The organism is Pseudarthrobacter sp. MDT1-22, assembly GCF_054511035.1.
Genome location: NZ_JBTNDK010000037.1, coordinates 1 through 25,642, shown reverse-complemented (window position 1 = coordinate 25,642; position 25,642 = coordinate 1). Strand labels below are relative to the sequence as shown.

Genomic DNA, 25,642 nt, shown 5'->3' with positions numbered 1-25,642 from the left:
GCGACACCGAAATGGCGGCCCTTCCCATCACCCGCCATCAATGGCACGGCGAATGGAACTACACTCTCAAACCCGACAAATCACAATAGCCGCGTGTTGAATATTGACGGGTCCTAAGTGTCGTTTTGAGCCCTCAAAACGACACTTAGCGCTACCTAGTTGGGCGGGGACCGCTGCGGTGAGGTTGGCCACCAACCCGGCCACCCTCCGTCGGGCGTTGCTAAGCTGGAAACAAGGCTCCGCGAAGGACCCTCCGGACGACGGTTCAGTACCCGGCACGCGACAAGACTGGCCAAAGGATCTGTCATGTCGTGGTTAATCCTCATTCTTTCCGGGGCGCTGGAGGCCGTCTGGGCCGCCGCCCTGCACCGGACATTCCAAGCTACCGGCCGGCGCCGCCTCGCGCCCGCCCTCCTCTTCCTGGTCTCCGTCCTCGCCAGCATGGCCGGCCTCGCCATCGCCATGCAGTCCATCCCAACCGGCACCGCGTACGCCGTGTGGGTGGGCGTGGGCGTGGTGCTGACCTCCGCCTACGCGATCATCACCAAGGCGGAACGTCCGACGACGGCGCGCCTGCTGCTGCTCACCGGCATCGCCGCTTGCGTGGTTGGCCTGAAGGTGGTGGCGTAATGAACCAGCGTTCCACTGCCTGGCTGATGCTGCTGGCCTCCGCCGTACTGGAAGCCGTCTGGGCCACCGCCTTGGGCCAGTCCGACGGTTTCACCCGGCCCCTGCCCACTCTTGTTTTCGCCGTGACGGCCACCCTGAGCATGGTCGGTCTCGGCCTGGCCATCCGCAGCATTCCGCTGGGAACGGCTTACGCCGTCTGGGTGGGGATCGGGGCTGCCCTTACGGTGGGCTGGGCGATGGCCACCGGCGTCGAACCCTTCAGCTTGTTGAAGGTGCTCTTCATTGGGGGGATTGTGGGCTGCGCGGCCGGACTGAAAGCCCTGCCGGCTAAACCTGCTGCGGCCCCCGTCCCTTCCGCCGCTGCCCCCCGCTGAGTCTCCCCACCTCTGAGGCCGTCCGACTGCGTGTCCCGGCGACCCGCCGTCGGAATCCCGTGGGTGCGCGCGAAAGCCGGGGAGACCCAGCGGCCGGTTTAGGCTTTTGCCATGGACTCCCCCGAAGTACAGCAGGCACTCGACGCCCTGCGGCACAGGCTCGATAGCGGCCGGCGCACACTCCTGGGCATCACGGGTGCGCCCGGCTCGGGTAAATCGACTTTTGCGGCCCGGCTGCAGCGGGAGTTCGGTCCTGATACCGCCGTCGTGGTGCCGATGGACGGCTTCCACCTGGGCAACGCGATCATCAACGGCACACCGCTGCGGCAGCGCAAGGGCGCAATGGACACGTTCGACGTCGGCGGCTACCTCTCGCTGTTGCAGCGGCTCGTGCGGCGAGAAGAGGCAGTGGTGTACGCGCCCGAGTTCCGGCGGACTTTGGACGAACCGGTGGCCGCGTCCATCGCAGTCCCCGCGTCCGTGCCGCTGGTGATCACCGAGGGAAACTATCTGCTGGCGGAGACGCCTCAGTGGAAGGACGTCAGGGCGCAGCTGGATGAGGTCTGGTTCATGGACAGCCCTCCCGCGCTGCGGCTGGCCCGGCTGGTGGACCGGCACGTGGAGTTCGGCATGGAGCGGGCCGCAGCGGAGGCATGGGCGGCGGGCCCGGATGAAGCCAACGCGGTGATGATCGAGGCCACGCGCCGGGGCGCCGACCGGATCATCCCGTGGGGCCAGGCCACCGGCTAGGAATCCAGGACACTGCCTAGGAATACTCGGGCAAGGGCCGGGGTTCTTGGCTGGGACGAGAATCCACAAACGAATGGAGAGCGCACATGACTGCACCATTGGTACACCTCGGCGACGGCCTCAACGTCAGCCCCCTCGGTTTCGGCGGCATGGCCCTCACCCCGGTCTACGGCGAAGTTGACCCGCACGAGGCCCTCAAAACCCTGCACCATGCGGTGGATGCCGGCGTCAGCTTCATTGACACCGCGGACATCTACGGCGGAGGCAGCAACGAGCAACTCATCGCGCAGCTGCTCAAGGACCCGGCGGGGTGAATTGCAGCTCGCCACCAAGTTTTCCCTGGTGGGCTCGCCGGCTGATGGCTACACGGATGTCCGGGGAGATGCCGCCTACGTCCGGCAGGCCGTCGACGCCAGCCTAAAGCGGCTTGGCACGGACGTGATCGACCTCTACTACATGCACCGCCGTGACCTCCGCGTTCCGATTGTGGAAACCGTGGAGGCCATGGCGGGGCTGGTGCAGCAGGGCAAGGTCAAACACCTTGGCCTGTCAGAGGTGACCGCGCAGGAGCTGGCCGAAGCCTACTCCGTGCACCCCATCGCCGCGGTCCAAAGCGAATGGTCCATCTGGAGCCGCGACGTGGAACGCAACGTGGTTCCGGCCGCGGCCAGCATGGGCGTGGGCTTTGTGCCGTATTCGCCACTGGGCCGGGGATTCCTCACCGGCACGGTGGACGCTTCCAGCCTGGGAGCCAACGACTTCCGACGCCGGATACCGCGGTTCGCCGCGGACGCCTTTGACGCGAACCAGGGAGTCGTGGCGGCTGTGCGGTCGGTCGCGGCCGAGCTGTCCGCTACGCCCGCCCAGGTTGCACTCGCGTGGCTGCTGGAGCAGGGCAAACGGCGGGGACTGGCCGTGGTCCCCATCCCCGGCACGCGCAAGACGCACCGGATCGACGAAAACCTGGGCGCCCTGTCCCTGGACCTGACCCCGGCGCAACTGGAGGCGCTGGACCAGGCTGCGGACGCCGTCGTCGGCTCCCGCTCGGCGGATCCCAATTGGGTGTCCCAGGGCCGTGAATAGACTGAAGCCCATGGACACGCTCATTCACGACCTACGCGACATCACCATCCGCAGCATCTCCGTCAGCGAGATGAACAACAACGTGTACCTGCTGACCGCGAAGGCCAGCGGCGCACAGCTACTGATTGATGCCGCAGACGACCTTCCGGCCATCCAGGCGATGCTCGCGGACGCCGCTGCCGATACCGCGGCCACAACCAAACTGGCGCAGATTGCAACGACGCACCAGCATTGGGACCACGTGCGGGCACTGCCGGCGTTGGTGGAAGCGACCGGCGCCCCAACCGTTGCCGGAAAGGACGACGCCGAGGCGCTGCCAGTACGCGTGGACCGGGCCCTGGAGCATGGGGACACCTGCGCCGTGGACGGCTTCGAGCTCACCGCCGTGCACCTGCGCGGCCATACTCCGGGATCGATCGCGTTTGTGTATCAGGACCCGGAAGGTCCTGCCCACATTTTCAGCGGGGATTCGTTGTTCCCGGGCGGCGTGGGCAACACCGACAATGATCCTGAGCGGTTCACGTCGCTGCTGGACGATGTCACCGCGCGATTGTTCGAGGCCTACCCGGATGACACATTGGTGCACCCGGGCCACGGCAGCCCCACCACCCTGGGTGCGGAACGCCCGCACCTTGAGGAGTGGCGTGCCCGCGGCTGGTAGTTCCGGTTAACAACCAATCGAGTGCTCCGTAACTGCCGTTATGAACCTTCTAAACGGCGGTTACGGAGCACACGATGGCGGTTAGGGCTGCTTAGCGGCTGCGGCGTTCGTTCGAGGCCGGGGCCGACGCGCGGCGGGGACCGCTGCGTGCCGGACGGCCACTGCCGCCACCGTTGCCGCCACCGTTACCGGCGTACGAGCCACCGGACGTGCCGCCGGTGTTGGAGGACCAAACAGCCTTGTTCCCGGCGTTGCCGCCGTTGCCCGAGTTGCCCGTGGAGGCTCCGGAGCGCTGGCCGGATCCACCCGTGCGGGCACCTGCACCGGCGCCTGCGGTGCGGGCCCCGGCTGCGCGCTGGCCCGTTGCCGGACGTCCGCCGCGCTGTCCGCCGGTGGTAGCCGGGCGGCCCGTGCCGCCGCGGGGGGCATCGCTGCGGGTAACGCGTGAATCCGTGCGGCCTTCAGCAGCGCGGCCGTCTGAACCGCGGCCGGCCGCTGCACGGCCACCTGCTGCGGGGACGTCGTTGCGGTGCGTGGAGGCTGTGACGCCGCGGGAATTGCGGCGAGCAGCAGCTGCTGCAATGGCGCGGTCCTCGTTCTGCTCAGCTACACGGTCAAATGCTGCCCGTGCCTCCGTGCGGCCTTCGTAGGCAACAGCGCGGCGCTCGGCCCTCGGAAGATCGGTGCGGGTCGGCTCAGCGGAGACGCGTCCACGTCCACCTCGGCCGCCACGGCCACCGGCTGTGGGGCCTTCCTGGCTGCGACGGGCGCGCTTGCGCTCGGCGTTGGCACCCGTAGAGGTGCCGCCACCCTGCGCGGACTTCTTGGCCAACAGAGCGGCGCGGGTGCGCGGATCGATCTTGTCGGCCATTTCGCCCACGAGCTCAGCAACCAGCGGGGAGTTGGCGGTGACGCGCTCGAAGTTAACCTCGACGCCGGCAGCCTTCATCAGCTTCTTGACGTCGGACTGCTGCTCCGGGAGGGTCAGCGTGACAACGGTGCCGTCCGAACCTGCGCGGGCCGTACGGCCTGAGCGGTGGAGGTATGCCTTGTGCTCTGTGGGCGGATCCACGTGGATCACCAGTTCGACGTCGTCCACGTGGACGCCGCGGGCTGCGACGTCCGTGGCCACCAGGACGCGGACGTCACCGGAGGAAAACTCGGCCAGGTTGCGGTCACGGGCGTTCTGCGAGAGGTTGCCGTGCAGGTCGACGGCGGGGATCCCGGCGTCGGTCAGGGTCTTGGCCAGCTTGCGAGCGTGGTGCTTGGTCCGCATAAAGAGGACGCGGCGGCCGGCACCCGAGGCGAGCTCAACGATCAGCTGCTTCTTGACGGTCTGGTCGTTGACCACCAGGACGTGGTGCTCCATGGTGGTCACGGCGGCCTGTGATTCGTCCACAGCGTGGGTCAGCGGGTTGGACAGGTAACGCTGGACGATCTTGTCCACGCCGTTGTCCAGGGTTGCGGAGAACAGCAGGCGCTGGCCCTGGCTCGGGGTCATGTCCATGAGCTTCTTGACCACCGGGAGGAAGCCGAGGTCTGCCATGTGGTCGGCCTCGTCCAGCACGGTGATCTCGACGCCTTCGAGGGTCAGGATGCGCTGGCGGATCAGATCCTCCAGGCGGCCCGGGCAGGCGATGACAATGTCGACGCCGGCGCGCAGTGCCTTTTCCTGGCGAGCCTGGGAAATGCCGCCGTAGATCACGGTGGTGGTCAGGCCCATGGCCTTGGCCATCGGCTCGATGGTGGCGTTGATCTGGGTGGCCAGTTCACGGGTCGGGGCGAGGACCAGGCCCATGGGGCGGCCGGGCTTGCGGAAGTGCTTGGCTTCCCGCTCAGCGAGTCGTGCTACAAGCGGGATGGCGAAAGCGATGGTCTTGCCGGAACCGGTGCGGCCGCGGCCCAGGACGTCGCGTCCGGCCAGGGTGTCCGGGAGGGTCTTGACCTGAATGGGGAACGGCTCAACAATTCCCTGTGCGGTGAGGGTGTCGGCGAGTGCTTTGGGCGTGCCGAGGGCAGCAAAAGTAGTCATATATTTCATGGTCTTTCAGGCGGTATCCGTGCGGATATCGGCCCCCGATGCCGGTTGGCTCAAGGGTTTCGCCGAAGAAAAGTCAGGTGATCAACCGTGCTGCTGCCCAATTCAGGGCGGCGGCTGGGACCAAATGGAACGCGTTCATCGACGCAGGATGTGCCTCTCACATGAAAAAACCCGCTTCCCAAATCAAGGGACGAGCGGGCATCACTGCACATCAAGTCCCATAAGCGTACCATCCCCGCGCCTTGGCCTCTCTCATGCAGGTGGGGCAGGGGGTGCTGGCGTTGCCTTTGGGTGCCCGGCAGGCGCAGGCTTGAGGCATGACTGAACAGGGTGCGGACCACCACCACACAACGGACGACGGCGACACCCGGCTGGGGGATGCACCGCAGCGCAGTGCCGCCGAGGCGTGGGACGAAAGGTACCGGAGCAAGCCGAAATTCTGGAGCGGGAAACCCAACCCGCAACTGGTCCGCGAAGGCGCGGGACTGAAGCCGGGCAAGGCCCTGGACCTGGGCTGCGGCGAAGGGGCCGACGCCATCTGGCTCGCCCAGCAGGGCTGGACCGTCACCGGCGTCGACGTTTCCGCTGTCGCGCTGGATCGGGCGCTCGGCCACGAAAAGGCGGCCCTGGACCGCGAGAGTGTGCACGCGCAGGGAGCCGGTGAAATTCCCAGCCGCATCCACTGGGAACAGTGTGACCTGGAGGAGTGGCAGCCCGCGGCCACCTTTGATCTGGTGACTTCGCAGTTCCTGCATTCGCCGCACCTGGCGTGGCAGGGTCCGCTGCGGATGGCGGCTGCGGCGGTCAAGCCGGGCGGCACGCTGCTGATCGTGGGCCACCATCCGGACCACCTGCCGCCATGGGGAAACCACACCAGACCGGAGATGTTCTACACCCCGGCGCAGCTCGTGGCGGAACTCGGCCTGGACTCGCCGGACTGGCAGCTGGAGGTCAACACCACGCGGGAGCGGACGGCAACAGGCCCGGACGGCGAGGAAGCCACCATCGGCGACACCATACTCCGCGCCACCCGGCTGGCCTGACTTTTTGTCCAGATAACGCGCCTTCCCGGGCGCGCAACTCGGATTATCTGGACAAAAACTCCGGGCGTTAGCGGGAAACCCGCGGCGCCACCGCAACCGCGGCGACGGCCACCACCGCCGTCAGTGCGAAGACCCCCGCGAACGATCCCGCCGTCGTCGTAAACGCCGCGAACACGATGCCCGTGGCGGCGAGCGCCAGCGCCCCGCCCAGCGAGTCCGAGATGGACATCGCCGAGCTGTTGAAGCCCTCGTTTTCCTTGGTGGACATGGCGAGCGTCATCACGCTGAGCCGCGGATACAGCAGCCCCATGCCGCCGCCGGCGAAGAGCCAGCCGGCAATCGCGACGGCGGCGGGCCAGTGGAGCGCCGACGTCGCCAACGTGAGGAGAATGGCTCCCAGCACCAGCGCTGAGCCGATGCGCACCGCCGCCCGGTGCTGCAGCCGGGTGCCGAGGCGGCCCTGAATGGCGGCGGCGGCTGCCCACGACAACGCGCCTCCGGTGAGTGCCAGGCCGGCGAACGTCGGTGGGAACTGGTACTCCTCGATCAGCAGGTACGGCAGGTAGACCTCGGCACCGAAGAATGCGGCAGACGCCAGGCCGCGGGTCAGGATCACGCTGGGGAGGCCGCGGCGGGCGAGCAGCGTTCCGCGCGGTACCAGCGGCCGCACGGCCACGAGGGCAGTCACGACGGCGGCCGCGGCCAGGAGTGCCGGGGCTGCGGGAACGCCCGCGATAGTGACTCCGGCGGAGAGGTTCAGCCCCAGCACAGCGAGCGCGGCGAGCGCCGCCCAGGCCAGCCGGCCCAGCGCCCAGGGCGGGACCGTGGCCTGCACAGAAGGCCGGTCGATGCCGCGGAGCACTGGAACAATCATCACGAGGGCGGGCACCACCAGGCCCACCACGCCCAGGAACACCCAGTGCCAGCTCAGGACCTCCGCCACGATGCCGGCCGCGAACGGGCCCACCAGGGACGGGATCACCCACGCGGCCGAGAAGGCGGCAAAAATCCCGGGGTGCAGGACGGCCGGGTAGACGCGGGCCACCACCACGTAGAGCGCAACCGTCAGCGCCCCGCCGCCAAGCCCCTGCACCAGGCGGCCGGCAACCAACATGGGCATGGACACGGCCGTGCCCGCGATGATCAGGCCCAGCACGAACAACGCCACGGAGGCGTGCAGCGGGACTGTTGGGCCGCGGCGGTCCGACCAGTTTCCGGCCGCCACCATCCCGATCACACCGGCGGCCAGCGGCCCGGCGAAGGCCAGCGCATACAGGCTGGCGCCGTCGAGCTCGCGGCTGACGACAGGCATGATGGTGGTCACGGCGAGCGATTCGAAGGCCGCGAGGAACACCAGGGCACACGCGCCGATGGTCACCCACAGGTACGGTCGCTGCAGGATCCCGGCTGTGGTGGCGGAATGCGTGGCCGGCAGGGCGGAATCGGGCACGCTAATGGCCCGATCGGCTGGAGCCGCCGACGTAGCGGTTCCGGCCCGCGCGGTAACCGAACACCGCGGCCAGCGAACCGACCACCAGGAACAGCACCCCGGCGGCCGTGAACGATCCCGTGGCCTGGTGCAGCTGGCCCACCATCAGCGTGCCGGTGGAACCCAGCCCGTAGCCCACGCCCTGCATCATCCCGGACAAGTGCGCGGCGGTGTGGCCGTCGCGCGTCCGCAGCATGATCATGGTCAGGGCCACCGCGGTGAGGCTTCCCTGCCCCAATCCCAGCAGCGAGGTCCACCCCCAGATGAGTTCCAGGGGTCCGAAGATGCTCAGCGCAAATCCGCCGCCGGTCATCAGCGCCACCACCACCGCGATGGCCCGCTGGTCACGGAACCTCGCCGCCAGTGCAGGGGCAAACAGCGAACCCGTCATCTGGAGCACGATCGAAACGGACACCATCAGGCCTGCCGTTGCGCCGTCCACGCCGCGTTCGCGCAGGATCGGCGCCAGCCAGGCAAAAACGCTGAAGGACATCATGGCCTGCAGCACCATAAAGATGGTCACCTGCCATGCCACCGCCGAACGCCACACGTTGACGCCGAGGTTGCCGGCCTGGTGCCGGACAGGGTGCTGGCGAAGTGCCACCGGAAGGAACAGCAAAAGTACGACGGCGGCAGGAACCGCCCAGAACCACAGCGCCGAGGTCCACTCCCCCGTCGCCGAGAAGACGGGGTAGGTAAAGCCGGCTCCGAGGGCGGCAGAGGCGCAGATGGCCGTGGTGTATAGCCCGCCCATGAGTCCCAGCCGGTGCGGGAAATCGCGCTTCACCAGCCCTGGCAGCAGCACGTTGCACAGGGCGATGGCGGCACCGCAGGCAGCAGTTCCCGCCAGCAAGGTAGGCAGATGGCCGGCACCGGGAACCAGGCCGCCGATGTCCGCGGGCCGCAGCAGCAGCCCCGCCGTGAGTACTGCCATGGCGCCTAGCAGGACACGTTCGGCGCCAAACCGGCGGGCAAGGACAGGGGCCAGCGGTGCGAAAACACCCAGGAGCGTGACTGGCACGGTGGTGAGCACCACAACGGCCCAGCCCGGGAGGCCGGCGTCGGACGTGATCTCCGGAAGAACCGCGGCGAAACTGGAGAAAACCGTGCGGAGGTTCAGCCCGATAAGCACCAGGCAGAGGCCCAGATAGGCCAGGGCCCGGCGGCTGCTCTGCGGGCTCTCCGGTCCGCTGCCCGATTGGCCCGGAAGGCGCGTCGGGGCTGCTGGGGGGATGTCGTCGATTTCGGCGTCGATCAGCAGTCCAGGCACGTCAACGTTGTCAGCACGGGTCACGGGACCCATTCTGTCAGGCTTCGTTGCCACGCGGAGTTATCCACATAGACCAGAAAAGGGCTGGTTGCCCGCCTGGAGCGAACCTACCGTGGGATCAGCATGCGGTACCCAGCCATAACATTCGGGAGAAGCCATGAGCCTCGCACCATTGCACGATCCGTCCGTTGCGTCCGCCCCGGCCTCGCCGAAGGCGCATGGCAGTGGCGAGGGGACAGCCAGCCTCGCCTTCAGCCTCATTGCCCCGGCGAGCATGTTTCTGACTGTGCCCTTCAGCCTATTGGCGGCCTTCTTTACGAGGCCTTCGGAGGGCCCTGGGCGGCTGGACTGGGTCGCACCGTTGGTGCTGTGGAGCTATCCGGCGCTGTTTGGCCTGCTTGCAGTGACGCTCGGCATTGTTTCGCTCCGCGTATTTGTGCGTCGGTCAAACGGTTGGCGGGCTGGTGTGGCCGCGTTGTGGATATCGGCGGCCGAGGTTGCCGTGGGCCTGGTGCTCGTGCTCAGGGACGGGGACTTTATGATCCTCTTCTGAGATTTCATTTCCTTTCCGACCTCGCAGGGCGACCATTTTCGCGTTCCATCGCGTCCCGTTCGTGGCTCAGGTGAGTGCCCAAGCCGTGGGCGTGGGCCCCGGGTATTCTGGAAGGGATGAGCGAATCCCCAGAATCCCCCCAGCCTCCGCATGTCCCGCGCCCGGTGACGCCCGGTACCCAGGCGTCTTTCGGCACGTACGGGGGCAGGCCGGTGAGCTTTGTGCGCCGCGGCACCCGCCTCCAGGGGCGCCGTCAGACGGCGTGGGAAGAACACTCGGACCGGTGGGCGCTGGACGTGCCCCGGCACATCGCGAACACGTCGGTCCACCCGGACTACACCTTCGACGCTGAGGCCGAGTTCGGCCGCAAGGCACCGCTGATTGTGGAAATCGGTTCGGGGCTGGGCGATGCCATCTGCCACGCGGCCGAGGAGAACCCGGACACGGACTTCCTGGCGGTCGAGGTCTATACACCGGGGCTGGCCAACACCATCATCAAAATCAACAGCCGCGGGCTGAACAACGTCCGGGTGGTGGAAGCCAACGCGCCCGAGGTCCTCGCCACCATGCTGCCGGCAGGATCCGTCAGCGAGCTGTGGGTGTTCTTCCCCGATCCCTGGCACAAGTCACGGCACCACAAACGCCGCCTCATCCAGCCGGAGTTCGCCGAGCTGGCAGCACGGGCACTCACCAAGGGCGGACTGTGGCGGGTCGCCACGGACTGGTCCAACTACGCTGTCCACGTCCGCGACGTCCTCGCGGACTCTCCGGACTTCGAAAACCTCCACACCGGCGAGCGCCACGGGCCGGAAAGTCCGCTCACCCAGGTGTGGCAATCCGGCGTCGAAACTCTCGTGGGCGGCGCGCCCGTCCGCGAAGGCCGGGCGCCGGTGAGCACCGCGCATACAGGCCCCAACGAGGGTGTTGATGAAACGGGCGGCTGGGCGCCGCGCTTTGAAGGCCGGATCCGCACGAGTTTCGAGGCGAAGGCCCACGAGGCCGGCCGGCTGATCTTCGACCTCTGTTACCGCCGGCGCTGAGCCTTGAAATGTAAGTAGCGCTAACTGCCGTTTTGAAGGCTCAAAACGGCAGTTAGCGCTACTTAGTTGGGGTCAGTTCACGCTGATGGAGGCGACGATCTCCTTGAGCATCCCCAGCCGCGGCTCGATCTCCGGGTTCACGCACGGCCAGATCACCACAACACCGATGAAGCGGTTGTTCTCCCAAACACCCACAGTGGCCGCGACCCTCGCCTCGCCTGCCGGATCCGTGTATCCAACCACGACGGCGTACGAGGACTTACCGGGTACGTTCAGTTCGCCTTCGGTGAGGATGGTCCCGGCCCGGTCTTCAAGGTAGAAGCCTGACATCAGGTGTGTCCAGCCGTTAGCCTGCGCGGCGCCGGTCACGGAGGTGTCGTCCTTGATGACCGTCACCAGGACACCGCCCAGCAGGCCATACTGCTCGGTGTTTGGCCCGGCGGCGGAGTCCTCCAGAACCTGGGTGTGCTCGGGGAAGTCTGCCGTGAATCCCAGCGGGGACTCGATATGAACTGACATGGTTGCTCCTTAGCGGTAAGACTTGGCTGGGCTGGCTGGCAGGTGCGGATCCGGCACGGGACGTCAGAGCTTCTCGAGCTTGGTGTCGTTTGAACGGGCCGTTCCCGTCTTCGCCTTCGATCAGGTATTTCCGGTCCGCCTCGGACAGGCTGGCCCACCACTTGGCTTGCTCTTCCGGGCTGGCCTTGAGCATGCCATCCATGTCCTCCTTCAGCTCCTGGCGGTAGGCCTCAGCCGCTGCCGCCTTCGCTACCCGTTCCTCCAGCCAGTTCTGGGCGCGGCTGCCCAGGTCCTTGATTTTGTCCAGGACGCTGGTCCCGCCACCGCCACTGCTGCCGCCGCCGGTCGCGGCAGAGGACTGTTCCTGTTCGTTTGCGTGCTGCAGGAGCAGCTTGGAGTTGTGGCGGAGGCTGGATGCCACCCGCTCCAGGCTGGGGCGGTGGTTGCCGGACCAGTCCTGCCGGAACAGCTCGCCGTCGGCACCCTTCCATGGCGCGGACTGGATCTGGCCCTGCAGGGAGCTGGCCCGGCTGCTGAGCAGCGCGGCCGCCTTGTCAACGGCCCTCGCCAGCTCCCGCAACTGGCTGACGTCCGCGCCGTAAAAAGTCATGGTGTCTCCCCCGGAGAGTATTAAGAGTTAGTTCTATCGCTGGACATATCGTCGCATGGTGGCAATTCTCCCGCGATGGGGAACCCTCCCCATCGCGGGGCACACCAACGCACACGCAGTTACTGTCGGTCCGCGGTGCGCAAAAGTTGGTACTGTTCGGGGCCGGCTTCGCGTGGCACGATGGGGTTGTGCGGGGGGCACGCAAATCTGCGCCCCTCGGGCGCTGGCCCGAAGGAAGCGCCATCAAAAGAGAACTCAAAGACGCCGCAGGTGCGGCGGAGGACGTCACCAACTCACGCGCACTGGAGTTGCTGGCGAGGGTGGGTTTCGCGGTAAGCGGCCTATTGCACTTCCTGGTGGGCGCCATCGCAATCCGCCTCGCCATGGGTGGTTCGGGGAATGCTGACTTCAGCGGGGCTGTTTCCGAACTGGCCAGCCAGCCCGCCGGGCCGTTCCTCCTGTGGGCAAGCTTTGCCGCCTGCGCGGCCCTTGCCGTCTGGCAGGCCAGCGACGCCGTCTTCGACTACAACCGACTGCCCACCAAGGACAAAGTCGGTAAAAAGGCCAAAGCGGCAGCGCAGGCCGTGGTGTTTGCCGGGCTCGCCGTGACACTGGCCAGCTTCGCCATGGGCACAGGGTCCGGGGGCGACAACCAGCAATCGGCGAGCGACCTCACCGTCGCCGTCATGAAGGCCCCCGGCGGCGTAGCACTGCTGGTCCTCGTGGGTCTGGGCATGGCCATCACCGGGATCATCTACGGCATCCGCGGAATCAAGAAGACGTTCGAGAAGCACCTCACGATGCCCGTTTCCCGCTCTGCCCGGACGGCCGTCTCCGCCTTGGGCGTGACCGGCTACGTCGCCAAAGGCATAGTCCTGCTGCTGACCGGGATGCTCATCTCCATCGCCACCCTGCAGGCCCATCCGGATGAATCCACGGGCCTGGACGGTGGACTCAGGGCCCTGCGCGACCAGCCCTTCGGCGTGTATTTACTGGCCGCCGTGGGCGCCGGCCTCATCTGCTACGGACTCTATATGGTGGTCCGGGCTCGTCTGGCCAAAATGTAGGGATGGGCGCATTCTCCGGGACCGGCCCGGAATGCCCACCAACCCGGAACACCCGGCCTCCGGTTAGGGTGGGTCCATGCCCCAGGTACGCGCCGAACGACTCATCCGCCTCGATCCGGAGACAGTCTTTGCCCTCTCCCAGACCACCGGCGCGTTCCGGCTCAAATGGGACCCGTTCATCTCGGCCCAAGGTTTCCTGAACAGCGCAACGTCCGCCGGAAAGGGCGTCCGGACACGGACCGTGTCCCGCCTGGGCCTGGTGATGGTGAGCGAATACGTTTCCTATTCGCCACCCAGGAACGTGGGTATGACCATGGTGTCCGGACCGTGGTTTTTCGGGAAGTTCGGTGGCGGCTGGCGTTTCACCGCGGACGACGGCGGCACCCGCGCGGTCTGGAAGTACACCTTTTCGTGCCGCCCGGCCTGGTTGCGGCCGGTGGCTGAACGGATGGGCGCCTGGCTTTTGGGCCGTGAGATCACTAAGAGGATCGACGCGTTTGCCCGGGCCTGCGAGGATCCGGCCCTGGTGGCCGAGTTCCGCGCCCGCCAAGCACCGTGAACACCGGACCGTGATCGCCGGCAAAGGGATCACGGCACCGTAATCACAGCCACGGCGTGCTGGGTTTCGTCCCGCAGTTCCAGGCTGGCGATGCTGGCCAGCTGAAGTGGCGTGGCGCCCATGACCTTCACCCTCCCGCTCGGCGTCGCGGTCCAGGCAAATGCCCGGTCCTCGCCGCCGTCGCGGTCCCGGATCCAGAGCGAGAGGGTTCCGTCCAGCGGCAGTTTGCTGCCGTTCACGGCCAGCTCGGTGCCCCATGTTTTCCGGGCAAGGCCGATGCTGAACTGAAGGCCATTGCCGGACTGGACCGAGTAGCTGGCGTCCGGCTCCGGCGGCCGGCTGAGCAGCGGGGCCGCGGCCACCCCCAAGGCGAGGCACGCCGCGGCGACGGCGCCCACCACGGCCGCCCACCGCAGTCGTAATTTACGACGCCGGGTGGCCAGTTCATCGAGGACCCTGCGCGGCACGGAGCTGGCTGGCTCAGGGGCCACCCCGGGGCGGGCGCTCCCGGTGAGCGCCACCGCATCCGGGATGGGAAGCGCATCGAGCAGGGCCGGCAGGCTTTCGAGCTCGGCGAGTTCGGTCCGGCAGTCCGCGCAGTCTTCGAGGTGGGCTTCGAAACGTTGCGAATCCGCGGGGTCAAGCCCGCCGAGCACGTAGGCGCCCAGCAGCTGGTGCAGCTCAGAGGCGTTCACCGCTCCACCCCCATCTCATCGAGGATGGCCCGCAGCGCCCTAACGGCGTAATGGGCCCGGGACTTCACGGTTCCGCTGGGGATGTTCAGCTGCACGGCGGCCTCGTTGACGGTGAAACGGCGGTAGTGGAGGGCGACGAGGACATCGCGGTGTTCGGTACTGAGCCGCAGCAGCGCCTCTTCCATCAGCACACGGTTCAGGAGTTCATCCACGCGTTCCACGGCCTCGGCGGGATCGGCGAGTTCGTGTTCCATCACTTCGGCCGGGCGTCTTTGGGCCTTGCGGTAGTTGTCGATCATGATGTTCCGCGCTGTACGGAACAGGTAGCTGCGGAGGCTTCCGGTGATGTCCGGGGCCTGTTGCCAGACGCGCAGCACGGTCTCCTGGACCACGTCCTCTGCCAGCTGCGGGTCGCGGGACGCGCTGAGGACAAAACGGCGCAGGGCGGAGCCGTGTTCGCGGTAGATCGCTGCCACCACGTCCTCGTCCAGCGGCATGCCGCCCTCCTGTCCCTGGTTCCCCGTCCCGGCGGACTGTACCTTCCGGCTGATACGACGTCCCCCGCGCGCAAAAGGTTCACTGGCCGTGGTCCCTCGGAACTGGCGCCGAAAACAGGGGGGCCGGTTCTTGAACCATTCTTCACCCCTGCACGTCGTACCGGTTAGTGCCCGGTGATCCGACACCGGGCCCCAGCCGAGGAGCATCCCATGAAACAGCATTTGTGCACAGGTCTTGCCGCAGCGGCTCTCATAGCCGCACTTTCCGGCTGCGGCGGCAGCCCCGGAACCACCACAACCACTCCGGCGGCCACCAGCCCGGCCGCCACGTCCGCCGCCCCGACCGCCGGCTCCCCAACCGCAGCGGCCGCCGTCGACCTCAAGACAGCATCCTCCAGCGCCGGCAACATCGTGGTGGATGCCGCGGGCATAAGCGTCTATTTCTTCACCAAGGACGTGAAGGACTCCGGCACCAGCGCCTGCACGGGAGCGTGCCTGACCGCGTGGCCACCGCTCCTCACCACCGCGGCCAAGCCTGCCGCCGAAGGCGTCGCCGGCACGCTCGGGACAATCACGACGCCGGACGGGGCCAAGCAGGTGACCCTGAACGGAATGCCGCTGTACTACTTCGCACAGGACAAGAAGCCCGGCGACGTCACGGGCCAGGGTGTTGGCGGCGTCTGGTACCTGTCGGACCCGGCCGGCGAAATGATCAAGTAGGCGGGTCAGCCTCCTGGCCGCAGCTCACCAGGGCAACTACGGCTGGACGCCGGGCAGCGGGACTGGAGGCGTGGCCGGCAGGGGCAGAGCCGGGGGCTGTCCCTCACCGTTCAGCGGCCCACCCGGCATACCCGATGTGACGTTTCCGGGGAGGGGAAGGTCCGGCAGGGGCACTGCCGGCGCTGAACCTGAAAGGGCCGGAGCGGGCTGCGTGGCCTGGCTGGAACCGGATCCCGGTACGGCCGGAACCGGCACAGTGTCCGCCGTCCCGGTGGGTCCTACGGCAGGGACGGCGGGCTGGCCCGGTCCCGGAGCCGGGGTCTCCGCCGGCGCGGGCGCAGCCCCGCCGCCAACGGTGGACACGAAGGATGTTACTGCGTGGTTGACCTGGCCGATGGAATCCCGGATCCGCTGGTCGGAGGCCACGGCAACGGCGCCGCCGGCCGCCAGCGAGACGGCCACGGACAATGTAGTGAGGGTGATCCTGCGCTTGGCACGACGGCGGGCGGCAAGCTCGTCGGTTGTCGCCGAGAGCTGGCCGGTTGCCGCGGCGGGGGCTACGGCAGGCTCTGATTGAGGGGAAACCGCCACTGTCAGGTGACGGGTCGCTGCCGCGTGGCTCGGTCCAGGCGTCGGGACATCAGTCTGTGTCACGGCAGGCGTCTGCGTCACGGCAGGCCTCATAAGCGCGGCTACCGCATCGGAAGGTACCGGCTGCTCGGCTGCGAGCGCCCGGAGCTCCAGCAGGACGGGGCGGAGGCCGCCGTCGTCGTCCAGCCCCGCCTCCAGCAGCAACCGGTCACCAGACGCGTCCTCGCGGGAACCGTTGCGTGAGCCTGCTGTGTCACTCATGATCTGCCTGGTTTCTTCTAAGAGTCTGGTCCTTGAGGTTTTGCAGGGCCCTGCGTTGGAGCTGCTTGATGGCACCCTGGGACTTGCCCATGATGCCGGCCACCTGTTCGATGGAAAGGTCCGCCACCACCCGCAGTGCCAGCACCTCGCGGTGTTCATCGGCGAGGCCTTCAAGCAAGGCAGCCGCGCCGCCGCTGTGGCCCAGGGCGTGGTCCTCCGCGGACGCCGTGCTGCGCCCGTCCTGCAGGGGGTCGTACGGAGTGAAGTCCGGCCTGCGTTCAACCCGCCGGTAGTAATCCACCATCCGGGCGTGGGCGATGGAAAACACCAACGACTTGGCGCCCTGGAGGCCGCCGGTCAGCTCACCAATCTTGGGGAAAAACGCCAGGAACACATCCTGGGTGACAGCTTCGGGATCATCCACGCCACGGGCCTTGAGGTAACCCAGGACCGCTCCGGACAAGGTTCGATAGACAGCGCCGAAGAGCACAGCCTGATCAGCACCGGCTGTGTCTGCAAATGTATCTATGTCTTCTTCGGCCAAAGTGTCTAGCACCAGTGGCTCCTCCATCCCGGGCAGCGTAGTCGCTCATCCCGGTATTCGGCGCGGCGTGCTCCGCTGCTGTGGGTCAGCTGCGGTCGGTCAGCTATCTGGCTGCCATGTGGACTGCGGGAATCCGGTCCGTCCGGAGCCGGTTCCCGCAGTCCACACTAGCTGCGCAGGTCCTAGTGGCCCGAAACGGCGGGAACGTCTACAACGTCGCCCGGTACGGCGGGAACAGCAGGAACGGCGGGAACGGACGGCTCGCCGTCGACACCCGGAACTGCCGGCACGGCAGGAACAGCGGGCAGCTCGGGGCGCTCAGCCTTGGCGGAGGCAGAGCCCTCGCCAGCAGCGTCGGCGTCGGCCGAGGCGGCGCCCTGTGCGACGACGTCCGTGCAGAAGGCGTCAACGTTGCCTTCGCCCTCGGCGGCGATGATCAGCGACGAGAAGCCCTCGGAGGCTTCGTTCAGTCCACCGTTGGCGAAGGCGGTGCAGAGGCCAAAGGCTGCGGCGCCAGCTGCGTCCACGGCGGTGCCGGCAGCGGCGGATGCGTTGGCCTCGGCTGCGACCTCATCTTCGGAGACGGCTGCTTCGCCGGTTACTGCTGCATTACCGGAAGCGTTTGCGGAAGCCGACTCGGTGGCGTCAGCGGCCAGCTTGGGGGCCGGGGCGCCGAGCAGTTCGTGGGCGGTCTGCTGTGCATCGGCCGGGAGGGCGCCGGAAGCAGCTGCGACGCCGGTTCCACCGACGGCCAGGGTGCCCGCGGCGAGTACTCCGGCGGCGATTTTGCTGGTGGCGAGAACAGTGAACAACGACATGTGACACTCCAAAACCTAGAGAACAATTCAGATCCGGCTCCGTGAGGAACCCTTCACCCCCTTCATCGCTGGCCGGACCGGGAAAGTTACGGCGCCTCCCAATTTTCTTTTCCAGGGCCCGGCTCCGGCCCATGGACCGCACTAGCATCGAGGCATGGCGATCACTCCGGAATCCGGAATTCATGCTGCGCGACGCCGACGAGCTTATCGATGGCCAGTACATCAACCACCCGGAGCTGCGGCCCATCGCCGATGCGCTCCTGGCGTGGGCGGCGGCCACCGAGGGCGTGGAGATCCAGATGCGGAAGGGCTACGTCTCGCTCCACAGCCCGCGCCGGAAGTTCGCCCAGGTCACCCGGACCACCAACACCGCCGTGGACGTCGCGCTGCGCCTGGACACACTCCACATCCTGGCCAGGGCGCTGGACCAGAACACCTAATAGCTGAAACGACGGCGGGCCGGGTTCGTCGGAAGCTTCCGACGAACCCGGCCCGGGACCGTGGTGAGGGTCCTACGCGTCGATCATCTCGTCGTCGTCCGCTTCCTCGAACTCAACGGCGGCGACGATTTCCTGGGTCTCCGGGTTGATCATGAACGCCTCTTCGTCATCCTCGACCATGATGAAGTCGCCGTGGTCCGTGGTGAAGTGCCAGGCCAGCGTCTTCTCGCCGTCGTGCATGTAGTTGGGGTCGCCCATGGTGATCTTCTGCAGCGTGTAGCCGGCGATGTCGCACAGTTCGCGGATGATGACCTCGAAGTCCGGGGCGTCCTCCAGTGCTTCCTCGTCGGCCGCGGCCTGGCGCTCCTCCAGGTTGGGGATGAGCGCAACCTGGCGCTCGATGTACGCGTCGAGCTCCTCGTCGTCGAGCACCAGCAGGCCCTCCTGGGACAGGAGCCAGGCGGCGTTGAGGGCCGTGATGTTTTCGGTTTCGAACAGCTCCTCGAACTCGCCGTCGAGCTCTTCAATGGTGCGCACGGCGTCGTTGGACTCTTCCTCAGTGTCGAGGTCGCCGTCGAGGTAGCGCTCCTCGTCTTCTTCGGACAGGGCATCAAAGGCCGCTACGGTCCGGTTGAAGAGCTCCAGGTGGGCGGTTGCGCCCATCCCGGCGAGGCCCTCGCGGATGAGCGGGTCCACTTCGTCGCGGTCCGCGGTGAACACGTACTGGGCGAAGCCGCCCTCCAAGGACTGCGTGACGTAGAAGTCAACGTAGTAGCTGCCGAGCGCCGCGGGCGCGATCTCGCCGGCGTCGAGCAGTTTCCCGTACATGGCGTTCACCACGTGAACGTTGGCATCTACGACCTCCTCGCTGCCTGCATCGATGCTGGCCTTGGTCAGGACGACAGGGTTCTGGCTCATGGTCATGGGATTCCTCACTGCTGAATGCTTCGGTGCTGCTCAGGACACTTTCACGCTACGTCGGCGGGGGCGGCGGTGTGTTGAGGCGGAAGTGAACGTCAGGCGAAGTTTCAGGCTCCCGCCGGGCGAACTAAGATGAAGCAGATAACCTCCGATCGGACACGGCACCCCCGTGGCCAGCTGAAAGTAGCGCGCACCATGCCATCCCAACCGGACGAGAGTGCGGCACTGGCAATACAGACCCCCGCCATTAACGACCGCTCCCTCGCGGCCGGGTTGGCGTATGCCATGGGCAGCCGGGTTTCCGGAATGTCGTTCGACGCCGCCACCGGACTGATGCTGGGCAAGGTCCGGGGAGGTGCCGACGTCCCATACTCCACCACGGCAAAGCTGGTGCGGAAATCCGGCGGCTGGAGCTGCACCGTGGGTGTCTGCAGCTGCCCCGTCCGCAAGGACTGCAAGCATGTGGCCGCGCTGCTGTTCGCCGCCGAGGACAACCCTGCCATCCGCGTCCAGCTCCTGGCCCCGGCTGAAGTTTCCCGGCTTTCCCGCCAGCCCGCCAACCTGGACCTGGCCGACTGGGAGCAGGCACTGAGCCCGCTCATTTCGCAGCCCGGCATCACGCAGTCCATCAGCGGCATCCCGCTGGCACTCCAGTTCGACATCGAGGAACCGGCGCCGCACTTCTCCTACACAGGCCGCCGCGACCCGCTCCGCAGCGTCCGCCAGCTCAAAGCCCGGCCCGTGATCATGGGCGCCAAGGGCAAGTGGATCCGCGGCGACGTCTCCTGGAACACCCTGAGCTACCTGAACTTCCGCCGCGAATGCAACGAGGCGCACATCGAGTGGATGCAGGCATTCCTGGCCGCACACACCGCCGCCGCCAACCGGGTTCATAACTCCTCCGCGCTGTGGCTGGGCCTGAACACGTTCGCCGGGAAGAACATGTGGAGCCTGCTCACCGACGCCAAAAAGATCGGCCTCGCCCTGGTGCACAGCCGCGGCACCGAGCCGGTGCGGCTCGCCGAGTCTCCCGCCGCCGTCGGGCTTAATTTGAGCCGTTACGGCGCGTCCGTGGGTGGGGACGCTGCGGCTCCGGGCGCAACGCACGACGACGGCGGGCTGGAGCTCGCGCCCACCATCACCGTTGTGGGGGAAGACGTTGATCCGGCGTCGGTGGGGACCATTGGCCGCCCCGCGCACGGCATTTTCCTGACCACTGGCGGGGAGGCTTTGCCCGGGGTTTCCGCGGAGAATGTGATCACGCTGGCGCCGCTGGAGAGCGGGCTGAGCGAGGAGCTGCTGACCTTCGTCACGGCCGGCAGCACGCTGCACATTCCGGCGAAGGACGAGACGCGCTTCCTCACCGGCTTCTACCCGAAGCTGAAGCAGGCAGCCCGGGTCACGACGACGGACGAGTCGGTGGCGCTGCCCGCCCTGGCCCTCCCGACCCTTTCCCTGCTGGCCAACTACGGCGCGGACCACCGGGTCCGGCTGCATTGGGAATGGCACTACAAGTCCGGAAACCTGGTCACGGCCCAACCGCTGTGGCGGCACCCCGGCGACCACGGCTACCGCGACGACACCGCCGAGGCCCGCATCCTGGAGGGCATCGGCCAGCCGTGGAACGTTGTTCCGGCCCTGGGCGAATCGGCCACCGGCGGCTGGGGCACGCCACGCCTGTCCGCGTCCGCCGAACTGAACGGCCTGGACACACTCGCTTTTACCGAAGACGTCCTGCCCGAGCTCCGGAACGCCCCGGACGTTTCAGTGGACACTGCCGGGGACATCGCCGACTACCGCGAGGCCGAGGAAGCGCCGGTCGTTTCCATCTCCACCAAGGCCACCGAACAGCGCGACTGGTTCGACCTTGGCATCCAGATCTCTTTGGAGGGGCAGCCGGTTTCCTTCGCCGCCGTATTCTCCGCGCTGGCCGCGGGCCAGACCAAGATGCTCCTGCCCAGCGGCGCGTACTTCTCGCTGGATTTGCCGGAACTGCACCAGCTGCGCGCCCTGATCGAGGAAGCCCGCTCGCTGCAGGACAACAAGGATGCGCCGCTGCAGATCAGCCGTTTCCAGGCCGGGCTCTGGGACGAGCTCGCGCAGCTTGGCATTGTCGATGAACAGGCCGCCGCCTGGCGTGAGGCCGTGGGCGGGCTGCTCGAAGGCGGGATCAACGGGCTGCCGCTGCCTCCCTCGCTCAATGCCGAGCTGCGGCCTTACCAGCTTGAGGGCTACAACTGGCTCAGCTTCCTGTACCGGCACAGCCTCGGCGGGATCCTCGCCGACGACATGGGCCTCGGCAAGACCGTGCAGGCACTCGCCCTGATGTGCGCCGCGAAGGAGCAGGCTGCGTCTGTGTCTGAGGATGCTGAAACACCAGCGCCCGATGTTCCGGCGCCCGACGGCGTGACTCCCTTTTTGGTGGTGGCCCCCACCAGCGTCGTAGGCAACTGGGCGGCGGAAGCCGCACGCTTCGCTCCCGGCCTCACGGTTCGCATCGTTAGCGAAACCTTTGCCAAGAACAGCCAGGATGCGGCCGTTGAACTCGCCGGAGCGGACATCGTGATCACGTCCTACGCGCTGTTCCGGATCGACTACGACTCCTATGCCTCCAAGACCTGGGCGGGTCTGGTGCTCGATGAGGCCCAGTTTGTGAAGAACCACCAGTCCAAGGCCTACCAGTGTGCCCGGAAGCTGCCCTCGGCGTTCAAGCTGGCCATCACCGGCACCCCGCTGGAGAACAACCTTATGGAGTTCTGGGCGCTGACGTCCATCGTGGCGCCGGGCCTGTTCTCCAGCCCCAAACGGTTCGCCGAGTACTACCAGAAGCCGGTGGAAAAGAACGGCGACAAGGGGCAGCTGGACAAGCTCCGCCGTCGCGTCCGTCCGCTGATGATGCGCCGCACCAAGGACCAGGTCATCCAGGACCTGCCGCCCAAGCAGGAGCAGATCCTCGAAGTGGTGCTGAACCCGCGCCACCAGAAGGTCTACCAGACGCACCTGCAGCGCGAGCGGCAGAAGATCCTGGGCCTGATCGAGGACGTGAACAAGAACCGGTTCACCATCTTCCAGTCACTGACCCTGCTGCGTCAGCTCAGCCTGGACGCGTCGCTGGTCGATCCGTCGCTGTCCGGGGTCCGCTCTTCGAAGTTGGACGTGCTGTTCGAGCAGCTGGAGGATCTGGTGGCGGAGGGCCACCGGGCGCTGATCTTCAGCCAGTTCACCGGGTTCCTGGGCAAGGTCCGCGAGCGGCTTGTGGAGGAGAAGATCGAGTTCTGCTATCTCGACGGCGGCACCCGGAACCGTACCGACGTCGTCAACGAATTCAAGAACGGCAGTGCGCCGGTGTTCCTGATTTCGCTGAAGGCCGGCGGCTTTGGCCTTAACCTGACCGAGGCCGACTACGTTTTCCTACTCGATCCCTGGTGGAACCCCGCGTCCGAGGCGCAGGCCGTGGACCGGACGCACCGGATCGGGCAGGCGCGGAACGTGATGGTCTACCGGCTGGTGGCCAAGGACACGATCGAGGAAAAGGTCATGGCCCTGAAAGCCCGGAAGTCGCAGCTGTTCGCGGATGTGATGGAAGGCGACGCCCTGTCCAGCGGGTCGATCACGGCCGAGGACCTCGCGGGCCTGTTCAAGGACTGAGCGCGGTCAAAGCCTAACTGCAGGCTGCCAGGATACCTTCGATCGCGTCCCGCTCGGCCTGGGTGACCCACAGGCTGTAGTTGGCCTTCACGGCGGTCTGGCGGGCTACGTATTCGCACCGGAACGCCTTGTTTAGCGGGAGCCAGGTGGCCGCATCCTTGTCGCCTTTGGCGCTGTTGGTGGGCCCGTCGGCAGCCATGAGGTTCAGGGCATCGTTGGCCAACTGCCTGCGCTGTTCGGCGCTGAGCTGCTGGGCGCCCTTCTGCCAGGCGTCGCTGAGGGCAACCAGGTGGTCGATCTGGACGGCGGAGCTGGTGGTGTTGCCACGGACAAAGTCGATGGTTGTGCCTGTGTATTTGTCGGCCAGCGTACCGGTCGTAACGACGCAGTTCTGCGTGCCGGGCTTGAACGTCTCGCCGTCGAGGTCCCTGGCGAGGATGTCGTTTCGGGTATCGCAGCCGTTTCGGTCGATGTCCGCCCACGCGGGGCCGAATTCCTCGCGGGTGTAGCCGGTCTTGGGTGCGCGCCCCTTCACCGAGATAGTCTCCAGCTGGGCGAGCGCCGTTGCCACCTCGGCTGGGCTCACAGATGATTCGCCGGAGTTGCCCGACGACGGTGCTTCCCTGACCCCTTCGGCCACCTTGTTTGCGGCCTGCGTTGCGGCCTGGGCGGCGGCGTGGGCGGCGGCGTCACAACCGGTGAGGGCGCTGGCGAGAAGCAGAGTGGTGAACAGCGTCAGTGCTTTGGTGGCGGCGGAGCGGTTGATGGTTATGTCCTTCAGGAGTGCGGCGGAGGTGAACAGGCTACTGGCGCGGGGCGTTCTGACCTGTCATGCCGGGATGTGGAGTCTGTCACCCTAAAATGTCGTACCCCCTCGACATGATGGAAGTATGGACAACACGGCACCGGCAGAGATTCTGGAGACCATCGCGGCCTCTGCCCTGCGGATGGCCGGTGTGCTTCGTGGGAAGGCCGTGGATCCAGCAGCCAGCCCGGCTGCAACTGGCCCGGCTGATGCCCCTTTAGCACCTGATCCGTCCGCGACGTGTGGGGACCTGTCTCGCTGGCAGGCTGAGCTGTGCCTGACCGTCCTGTCGGGGACCGTGGGGATGGAAGCCATGTTCGCTGCCGTGAAGGTCCATGCCGCCAGCGGTTACGACGAGGCGGCCCAGACCATCGCGGGCCCCATCACTTCCCCTCAGGAGCAGACCGCCCAGGACATGGGCATCGTGGCCGAGGTCGCCTGCGCCCTGACCGTCAGCGAACGCACGGGTGACGCGCTGCTAGGCGAGGCACATCGCCTGACCACCACTCTGCCATTGACCCTCGCCGCCCTGGAAGCAGGGACCATTTCGTGGCAGCACGCCCGGATCATGGTTGACGAAACCCTCAACCTGAATCCTGCTGCCGCGCACGCGTTGGAGGCGCATTTCCTGGACCCGGACGAACCCAACCCGGCACGGGGTGGGCCGGCCGGAGAAATGGTCCCGTCCCGGTTCCGTCACAAGGCCCGGACCTGGCGCGAACGCCACCACCCGGACAGCATCGAAAAACGCCACACCCGCAGCGCGGCGGACCGGCGGCTTGAATGCTCCCCGGACCGGGACGGCATGGCCTGGCTCTCCGCCTACCTCCCGGCCAATCAGGCCTCCGGGATCTGGGACCGCGCCACCACCGCCGCCCGCGCTCTGCAGGGCCCCACCGAGTCCAGGACCCTCACCCAACTCCGCGCCGACAGCGCCGCGGCTTGGCTTCTGGGCGGGCAGGCCGATCTGATCCCGTCACCCAAGGCCCAAGTCCTCGTGACCGTGCCGGTGTTTGCGCTGATGGGCCTGACCGATGAACCCGCGATGCTCGACGGGTACGGGCCCATCCCGCCGTCCATGGCGCGGACCCTCGTCGCCGACGGCGCCGATTCGTTCCACCGTGTCCTGACCGACCCGCGCGACGGAGCACCGCTGGAAATCGGCCGTGACAGCTACCGGATCCCCAAAGCGATGCGCCAATGGCTTAGATTGCGGGACGGGAAGTGCCCGTTCCCCGGCTGCAACAACCAGTCCTTGGACAACGAAGCCGACCACCTCCTCGCCTGGCACCAGGGCGGAACCACCGGGATCAGCAATCTCGGTCAGCCTTGCCCCAAGCACCACCGGCTCAAACACACCACACCCTGGAAACCCACCACGGCGAGTTCCACCGAACCACCCGGCTGGATTTCACCCACAGGCCGCCGCTACGCCAGCGAACACCCCGACTGGGAACCACCCATCTGGCCAAACCAGCTACTGAACCAACTCCCCCATCAGGCGCCTGGCCCTCTCCTGCCCGAAAGCCACCTACCGGCAGACCGAGAGCCGGAGCGGAAATGGCTGCGCCGCCCCCAAGAACCAGACCCGCCACCGTACCCATCCGTACCCGACTTCCTCTGGCTGACACAACAGCCTGGGGCCGGTGCGGCACCTCCAGTCCCCTGCGCTAGCACCGGCTGAGCCCTGTCACGCAGCCAGGAAGCAGCTGCGGGAAAGCACTTTCCCGCATATGCTGAAGGGATTCCGACTTCGCATCCACCTGGAGATTCCCGTGCGCACCGTCCGATGGCGGACTCAACTGGCAGTATCAGGGCACGCTGGACGGACTGGTCCCGCCGGGAACTGAACGGCCCGCCACACTCTGGGCGCCCGACGTCGTCCGAATCGGCGATCAATGGATCATGTACTGAGGTGTACTACTGATGTGAGACACAGTTTGAAAGGATTGTGCCCATGTCTGCTCGACCAACCTATTCCGATGAGTTCAAGGCTGATGCCGTTGCGCTGGT

25 protein-coding genes, 1 pseudogene and 1 riboswitch are annotated in these 25,642 nt (G+C 66.9%); of the genes and pseudogenes, 15 read left to right on the top strand and 11 right to left on the bottom strand.

The window, feature by feature from the left end:
• Window positions 1–231 precede the first annotated feature (231 nt).
• Window positions 232–297, top strand: a riboswitch (guanidine-III (ykkC-III) riboswitch).
• 9 nt (window positions 298–306) lie between these two features.
• The 5 genes and pseudogenes from ACX80M_RS19200 (at window position 307) to ACX80M_RS19180 (ending at window position 3,498) form a co-directional block, all read left to right on the top strand.
• A complete protein-coding gene (locus ACX80M_RS19200; RefSeq protein WP_459310183.1) occupies window positions 307–630 on the top strand; it encodes a DMT family transporter in 324 nt (107 codons plus the stop codon).
• Window positions 630–1,004, top strand: coding sequence for a DMT family transporter (locus tag ACX80M_RS19195; RefSeq protein WP_252608146.1), 375 nt, complete (start codon window positions 630–632; stop codon window positions 1,002–1,004). The genes ACX80M_RS19200 and ACX80M_RS19195 overlap by 1 nt, the downstream gene beginning before the upstream one ends.
• Before the next feature lie 111 nt (window positions 1,005–1,115).
• A complete protein-coding gene (locus tag ACX80M_RS19190; RefSeq protein WP_252599068.1) occupies window positions 1,116–1,754 on the top strand; it encodes a nucleoside/nucleotide kinase family protein in 639 nt (212 codons plus the stop codon).
• An 86-nt stretch (window positions 1,755–1,840) separates the two neighbouring features.
• A pseudogene (locus ACX80M_RS19185) lies at window positions 1,841–2,837 on the top strand (aldo/keto reductase).
• Between the two features lie 10 nt (window positions 2,838–2,847).
• On the top strand, window positions 2,848–3,498 hold the full coding sequence (locus ACX80M_RS19180) for an MBL fold metallo-hydrolase (RefSeq protein WP_252608141.1): 651 nt from the start codon (window positions 2,848–2,850) through the stop codon (window positions 3,496–3,498).
• Between the two features lie 91 nt (window positions 3,499–3,589).
• On the opposite strand, the gene ACX80M_RS19175 is transcribed toward ACX80M_RS19180, so the two are convergent.
• On the bottom strand, window positions 3,590–5,530 hold the full coding sequence (locus ACX80M_RS19175; RefSeq protein ID WP_459310182.1) for a DEAD/DEAH box helicase: 1,941 nt from the start codon (window positions 5,528–5,530) through the stop codon (window positions 3,590–3,592).
• 326 nt (window positions 5,531–5,856) lie between these two features.
• On the opposite strand from ACX80M_RS19175, the gene ACX80M_RS19170 reads away from it, so the two are divergent.
• A complete protein-coding gene (locus ACX80M_RS19170; protein WP_459310181.1) occupies window positions 5,857–6,582 on the top strand; it encodes an SAM-dependent methyltransferase in 726 nt (241 codons plus the stop codon).
• A gap of 67 nt (window positions 6,583–6,649) precedes the next feature.
• On the opposite strand, the gene ACX80M_RS19165 is transcribed toward ACX80M_RS19170, so the two are convergent.
• Together ACX80M_RS19165 and ACX80M_RS19160 are read right to left on the bottom strand one after the other, a co-directional pair.
• Window positions 6,650–8,032, bottom strand: a complete 1,383-nt coding sequence (locus ACX80M_RS19165; RefSeq protein ID WP_459310180.1) for an MFS transporter — start codon at window positions 8,030–8,032, stop codon at window positions 6,650–6,652.
• Window position 8,033: 1 nt separating this feature from the next.
• On the bottom strand, window positions 8,034–9,374 hold the full coding sequence (locus ACX80M_RS19160; RefSeq protein WP_374209919.1) for a CynX/NimT family MFS transporter: 1,341 nt from the start codon (window positions 9,372–9,374) through the stop codon (window positions 8,034–8,036).
• A 124-nt stretch (window positions 9,375–9,498) separates the two neighbouring features.
• On the opposite strand from ACX80M_RS19160, the gene ACX80M_RS19155 reads away from it, so the two are divergent.
• Together ACX80M_RS19155 and trmB are read left to right on the top strand one after the other, a co-directional pair.
• Entirely contained in the window at window positions 9,499–9,894 is a 396-nt protein-coding gene (locus ACX80M_RS19155; RefSeq protein ID WP_252599077.1) for a hypothetical protein, read from the top strand.
• 116 nt (window positions 9,895–10,010) lie between these two features.
• Window positions 10,011–10,934 (top strand): tRNA (guanosine(46)-N7)-methyltransferase TrmB, encoded by a 924-nt coding sequence (trmB, locus tag ACX80M_RS19150; RefSeq protein WP_104063208.1) that lies wholly within the window; start codon window positions 10,011–10,013, stop codon window positions 10,932–10,934.
• Between the two features lie 72 nt (window positions 10,935–11,006).
• On the opposite strand, the gene ACX80M_RS19145 is transcribed toward trmB, so the two are convergent.
• Window positions 11,007–11,453, bottom strand: a complete 447-nt coding sequence (locus ACX80M_RS19145; RefSeq protein WP_252614249.1) for a hypothetical protein — start codon at window positions 11,451–11,453, stop codon at window positions 11,007–11,009.
• Window positions 11,454–11,532: 79 nt separating this feature from the next.
• Between ACX80M_RS19145 and ACX80M_RS19140 the strand changes: the two genes are divergently transcribed.
• The 3 genes from ACX80M_RS19140 to ACX80M_RS19130 all read left to right on the top strand — a co-directional run bounded on the left by ACX80M_RS19140 (window position 11,533) and on the right by ACX80M_RS19130 (window position 13,689).
• On the top strand, window positions 11,533–12,087 hold the full coding sequence (locus tag ACX80M_RS19140; RefSeq protein ID WP_459310179.1) for a hypothetical protein: 555 nt from the start codon (window positions 11,533–11,535) through the stop codon (window positions 12,085–12,087).
• Between the two features lie 164 nt (window positions 12,088–12,251).
• The gene (locus tag ACX80M_RS19135) at window positions 12,252–13,130 is read left to right on the top strand and encodes a DUF1206 domain-containing protein (protein WP_252599080.1); all 879 of its coding nucleotides are present in this window, start codon (window positions 12,252–12,254) and stop codon (window positions 13,128–13,130) included.
• A 76-nt stretch (window positions 13,131–13,206) separates the two neighbouring features.
• The gene (locus ACX80M_RS19130) at window positions 13,207–13,689 is read left to right on the top strand and encodes a type II toxin-antitoxin system RatA family toxin (protein ID WP_252599081.1); all 483 of its coding nucleotides are present in this window, start codon (window positions 13,207–13,209) and stop codon (window positions 13,687–13,689) included.
• 29 nt (window positions 13,690–13,718) lie between these two features.
• On the opposite strand, the gene ACX80M_RS19125 is transcribed toward ACX80M_RS19130, so the two are convergent.
• Together ACX80M_RS19125 and ACX80M_RS19120 are read right to left on the bottom strand one after the other, a co-directional pair.
• Window positions 13,719–14,384, bottom strand: a complete 666-nt coding sequence (locus tag ACX80M_RS19125) for an anti-sigma factor family protein (RefSeq protein WP_459310178.1) — start codon at window positions 14,382–14,384, stop codon at window positions 13,719–13,721.
• Entirely contained in the window at window positions 14,381–14,881 is a 501-nt protein-coding gene (locus ACX80M_RS19120; RefSeq protein WP_459310177.1) for a sigma-70 family RNA polymerase sigma factor, read from the bottom strand. Before ACX80M_RS19120 ends, ACX80M_RS19125 begins: the two co-directional genes overlap by 4 nt.
• Before the next feature lie 210 nt (window positions 14,882–15,091).
• Between ACX80M_RS19120 and ACX80M_RS19115 the strand changes: the two genes are divergently transcribed.
• Window positions 15,092–15,601 carry a COG4315 family predicted lipoprotein gene (locus tag ACX80M_RS19115; protein WP_252599084.1) on the top strand — a complete coding sequence of 170 codons (510 nt, stop codon included), beginning with the start codon at window positions 15,092–15,094 and terminating at the stop codon, window positions 15,599–15,601.
• Between the two features lie 36 nt (window positions 15,602–15,637).
• Here the strand turns inward: ACX80M_RS19115 and ACX80M_RS19110 are convergent, their stop codons facing one another.
• From ACX80M_RS19110 to ACX80M_RS19100, 3 genes are all read right to left on the bottom strand, one after another.
• On the bottom strand, window positions 15,638–16,453 hold the full coding sequence (locus ACX80M_RS19110; RefSeq protein ID WP_459310176.1) for a hypothetical protein: 816 nt from the start codon (window positions 16,451–16,453) through the stop codon (window positions 15,638–15,640).
• Window positions 16,446–17,009 carry an RNA polymerase sigma factor gene (locus ACX80M_RS19105; RefSeq protein WP_374209992.1) on the bottom strand — a complete coding sequence of 188 codons (564 nt, stop codon included), beginning with the start codon at window positions 17,007–17,009 and terminating at the stop codon, window positions 16,446–16,448. The genes ACX80M_RS19110 and ACX80M_RS19105 overlap by 8 nt, the downstream gene beginning before the upstream one ends.
• 170 nt (window positions 17,010–17,179) lie before the next feature.
• Window positions 17,180–17,815: a protein tyrosine phosphatase gene (locus ACX80M_RS19100; RefSeq protein WP_252599089.1), complete on the bottom strand. Its 636-nt coding sequence runs from the start codon at window positions 17,813–17,815 to the stop codon at window positions 17,180–17,182.
• Between the two features lie 131 nt (window positions 17,816–17,946).
• Here ACX80M_RS19100 and ACX80M_RS19095 point away from each other — a divergent pair, with 131 nt between their 5' ends.
• Window positions 17,947–18,255: a hypothetical protein gene (locus ACX80M_RS19095; protein WP_252599091.1), complete on the top strand. Its 309-nt coding sequence runs from the start codon at window positions 17,947–17,949 to the stop codon at window positions 18,253–18,255.
• A gap of 72 nt (window positions 18,256–18,327) precedes the next feature.
• Here the strand turns inward: ACX80M_RS19095 and ACX80M_RS19090 are convergent, their stop codons facing one another.
• On the bottom strand, window positions 18,328–19,179 hold the full coding sequence (locus tag ACX80M_RS19090; protein ID WP_252599092.1) for a DMP19 family protein: 852 nt from the start codon (window positions 19,177–19,179) through the stop codon (window positions 18,328–18,330).
• Between the two features lie 192 nt (window positions 19,180–19,371).
• On the opposite strand from ACX80M_RS19090, the gene ACX80M_RS19085 reads away from it, so the two are divergent.
• Window positions 19,372–22,824 carry a DEAD/DEAH box helicase gene (locus ACX80M_RS19085; RefSeq protein ID WP_252599093.1) on the top strand — a complete coding sequence of 1,151 codons (3,453 nt, stop codon included), beginning with the start codon at window positions 19,372–19,374 and terminating at the stop codon, window positions 22,822–22,824.
• Between the two features lie 13 nt (window positions 22,825–22,837).
• On the opposite strand, the gene ACX80M_RS19080 is transcribed toward ACX80M_RS19085, so the two are convergent.
• A complete protein-coding gene (locus ACX80M_RS19080; RefSeq protein WP_459310175.1) occupies window positions 22,838–23,410 on the bottom strand; it encodes an HNH endonuclease family protein in 573 nt (190 codons plus the stop codon).
• Window positions 23,411–23,714: 304 nt separating this feature from the next.
• Here ACX80M_RS19080 and ACX80M_RS19075 point away from each other — a divergent pair, with 304 nt between their 5' ends.
• Window positions 23,715–25,313 carry an HNH endonuclease signature motif containing protein gene (locus tag ACX80M_RS19075; protein ID WP_252599094.1) on the top strand — a complete coding sequence of 533 codons (1,599 nt, stop codon included), beginning with the start codon at window positions 23,715–23,717 and terminating at the stop codon, window positions 25,311–25,313.
• Window positions 25,314–25,642: the final 329 nt, after the last annotated feature.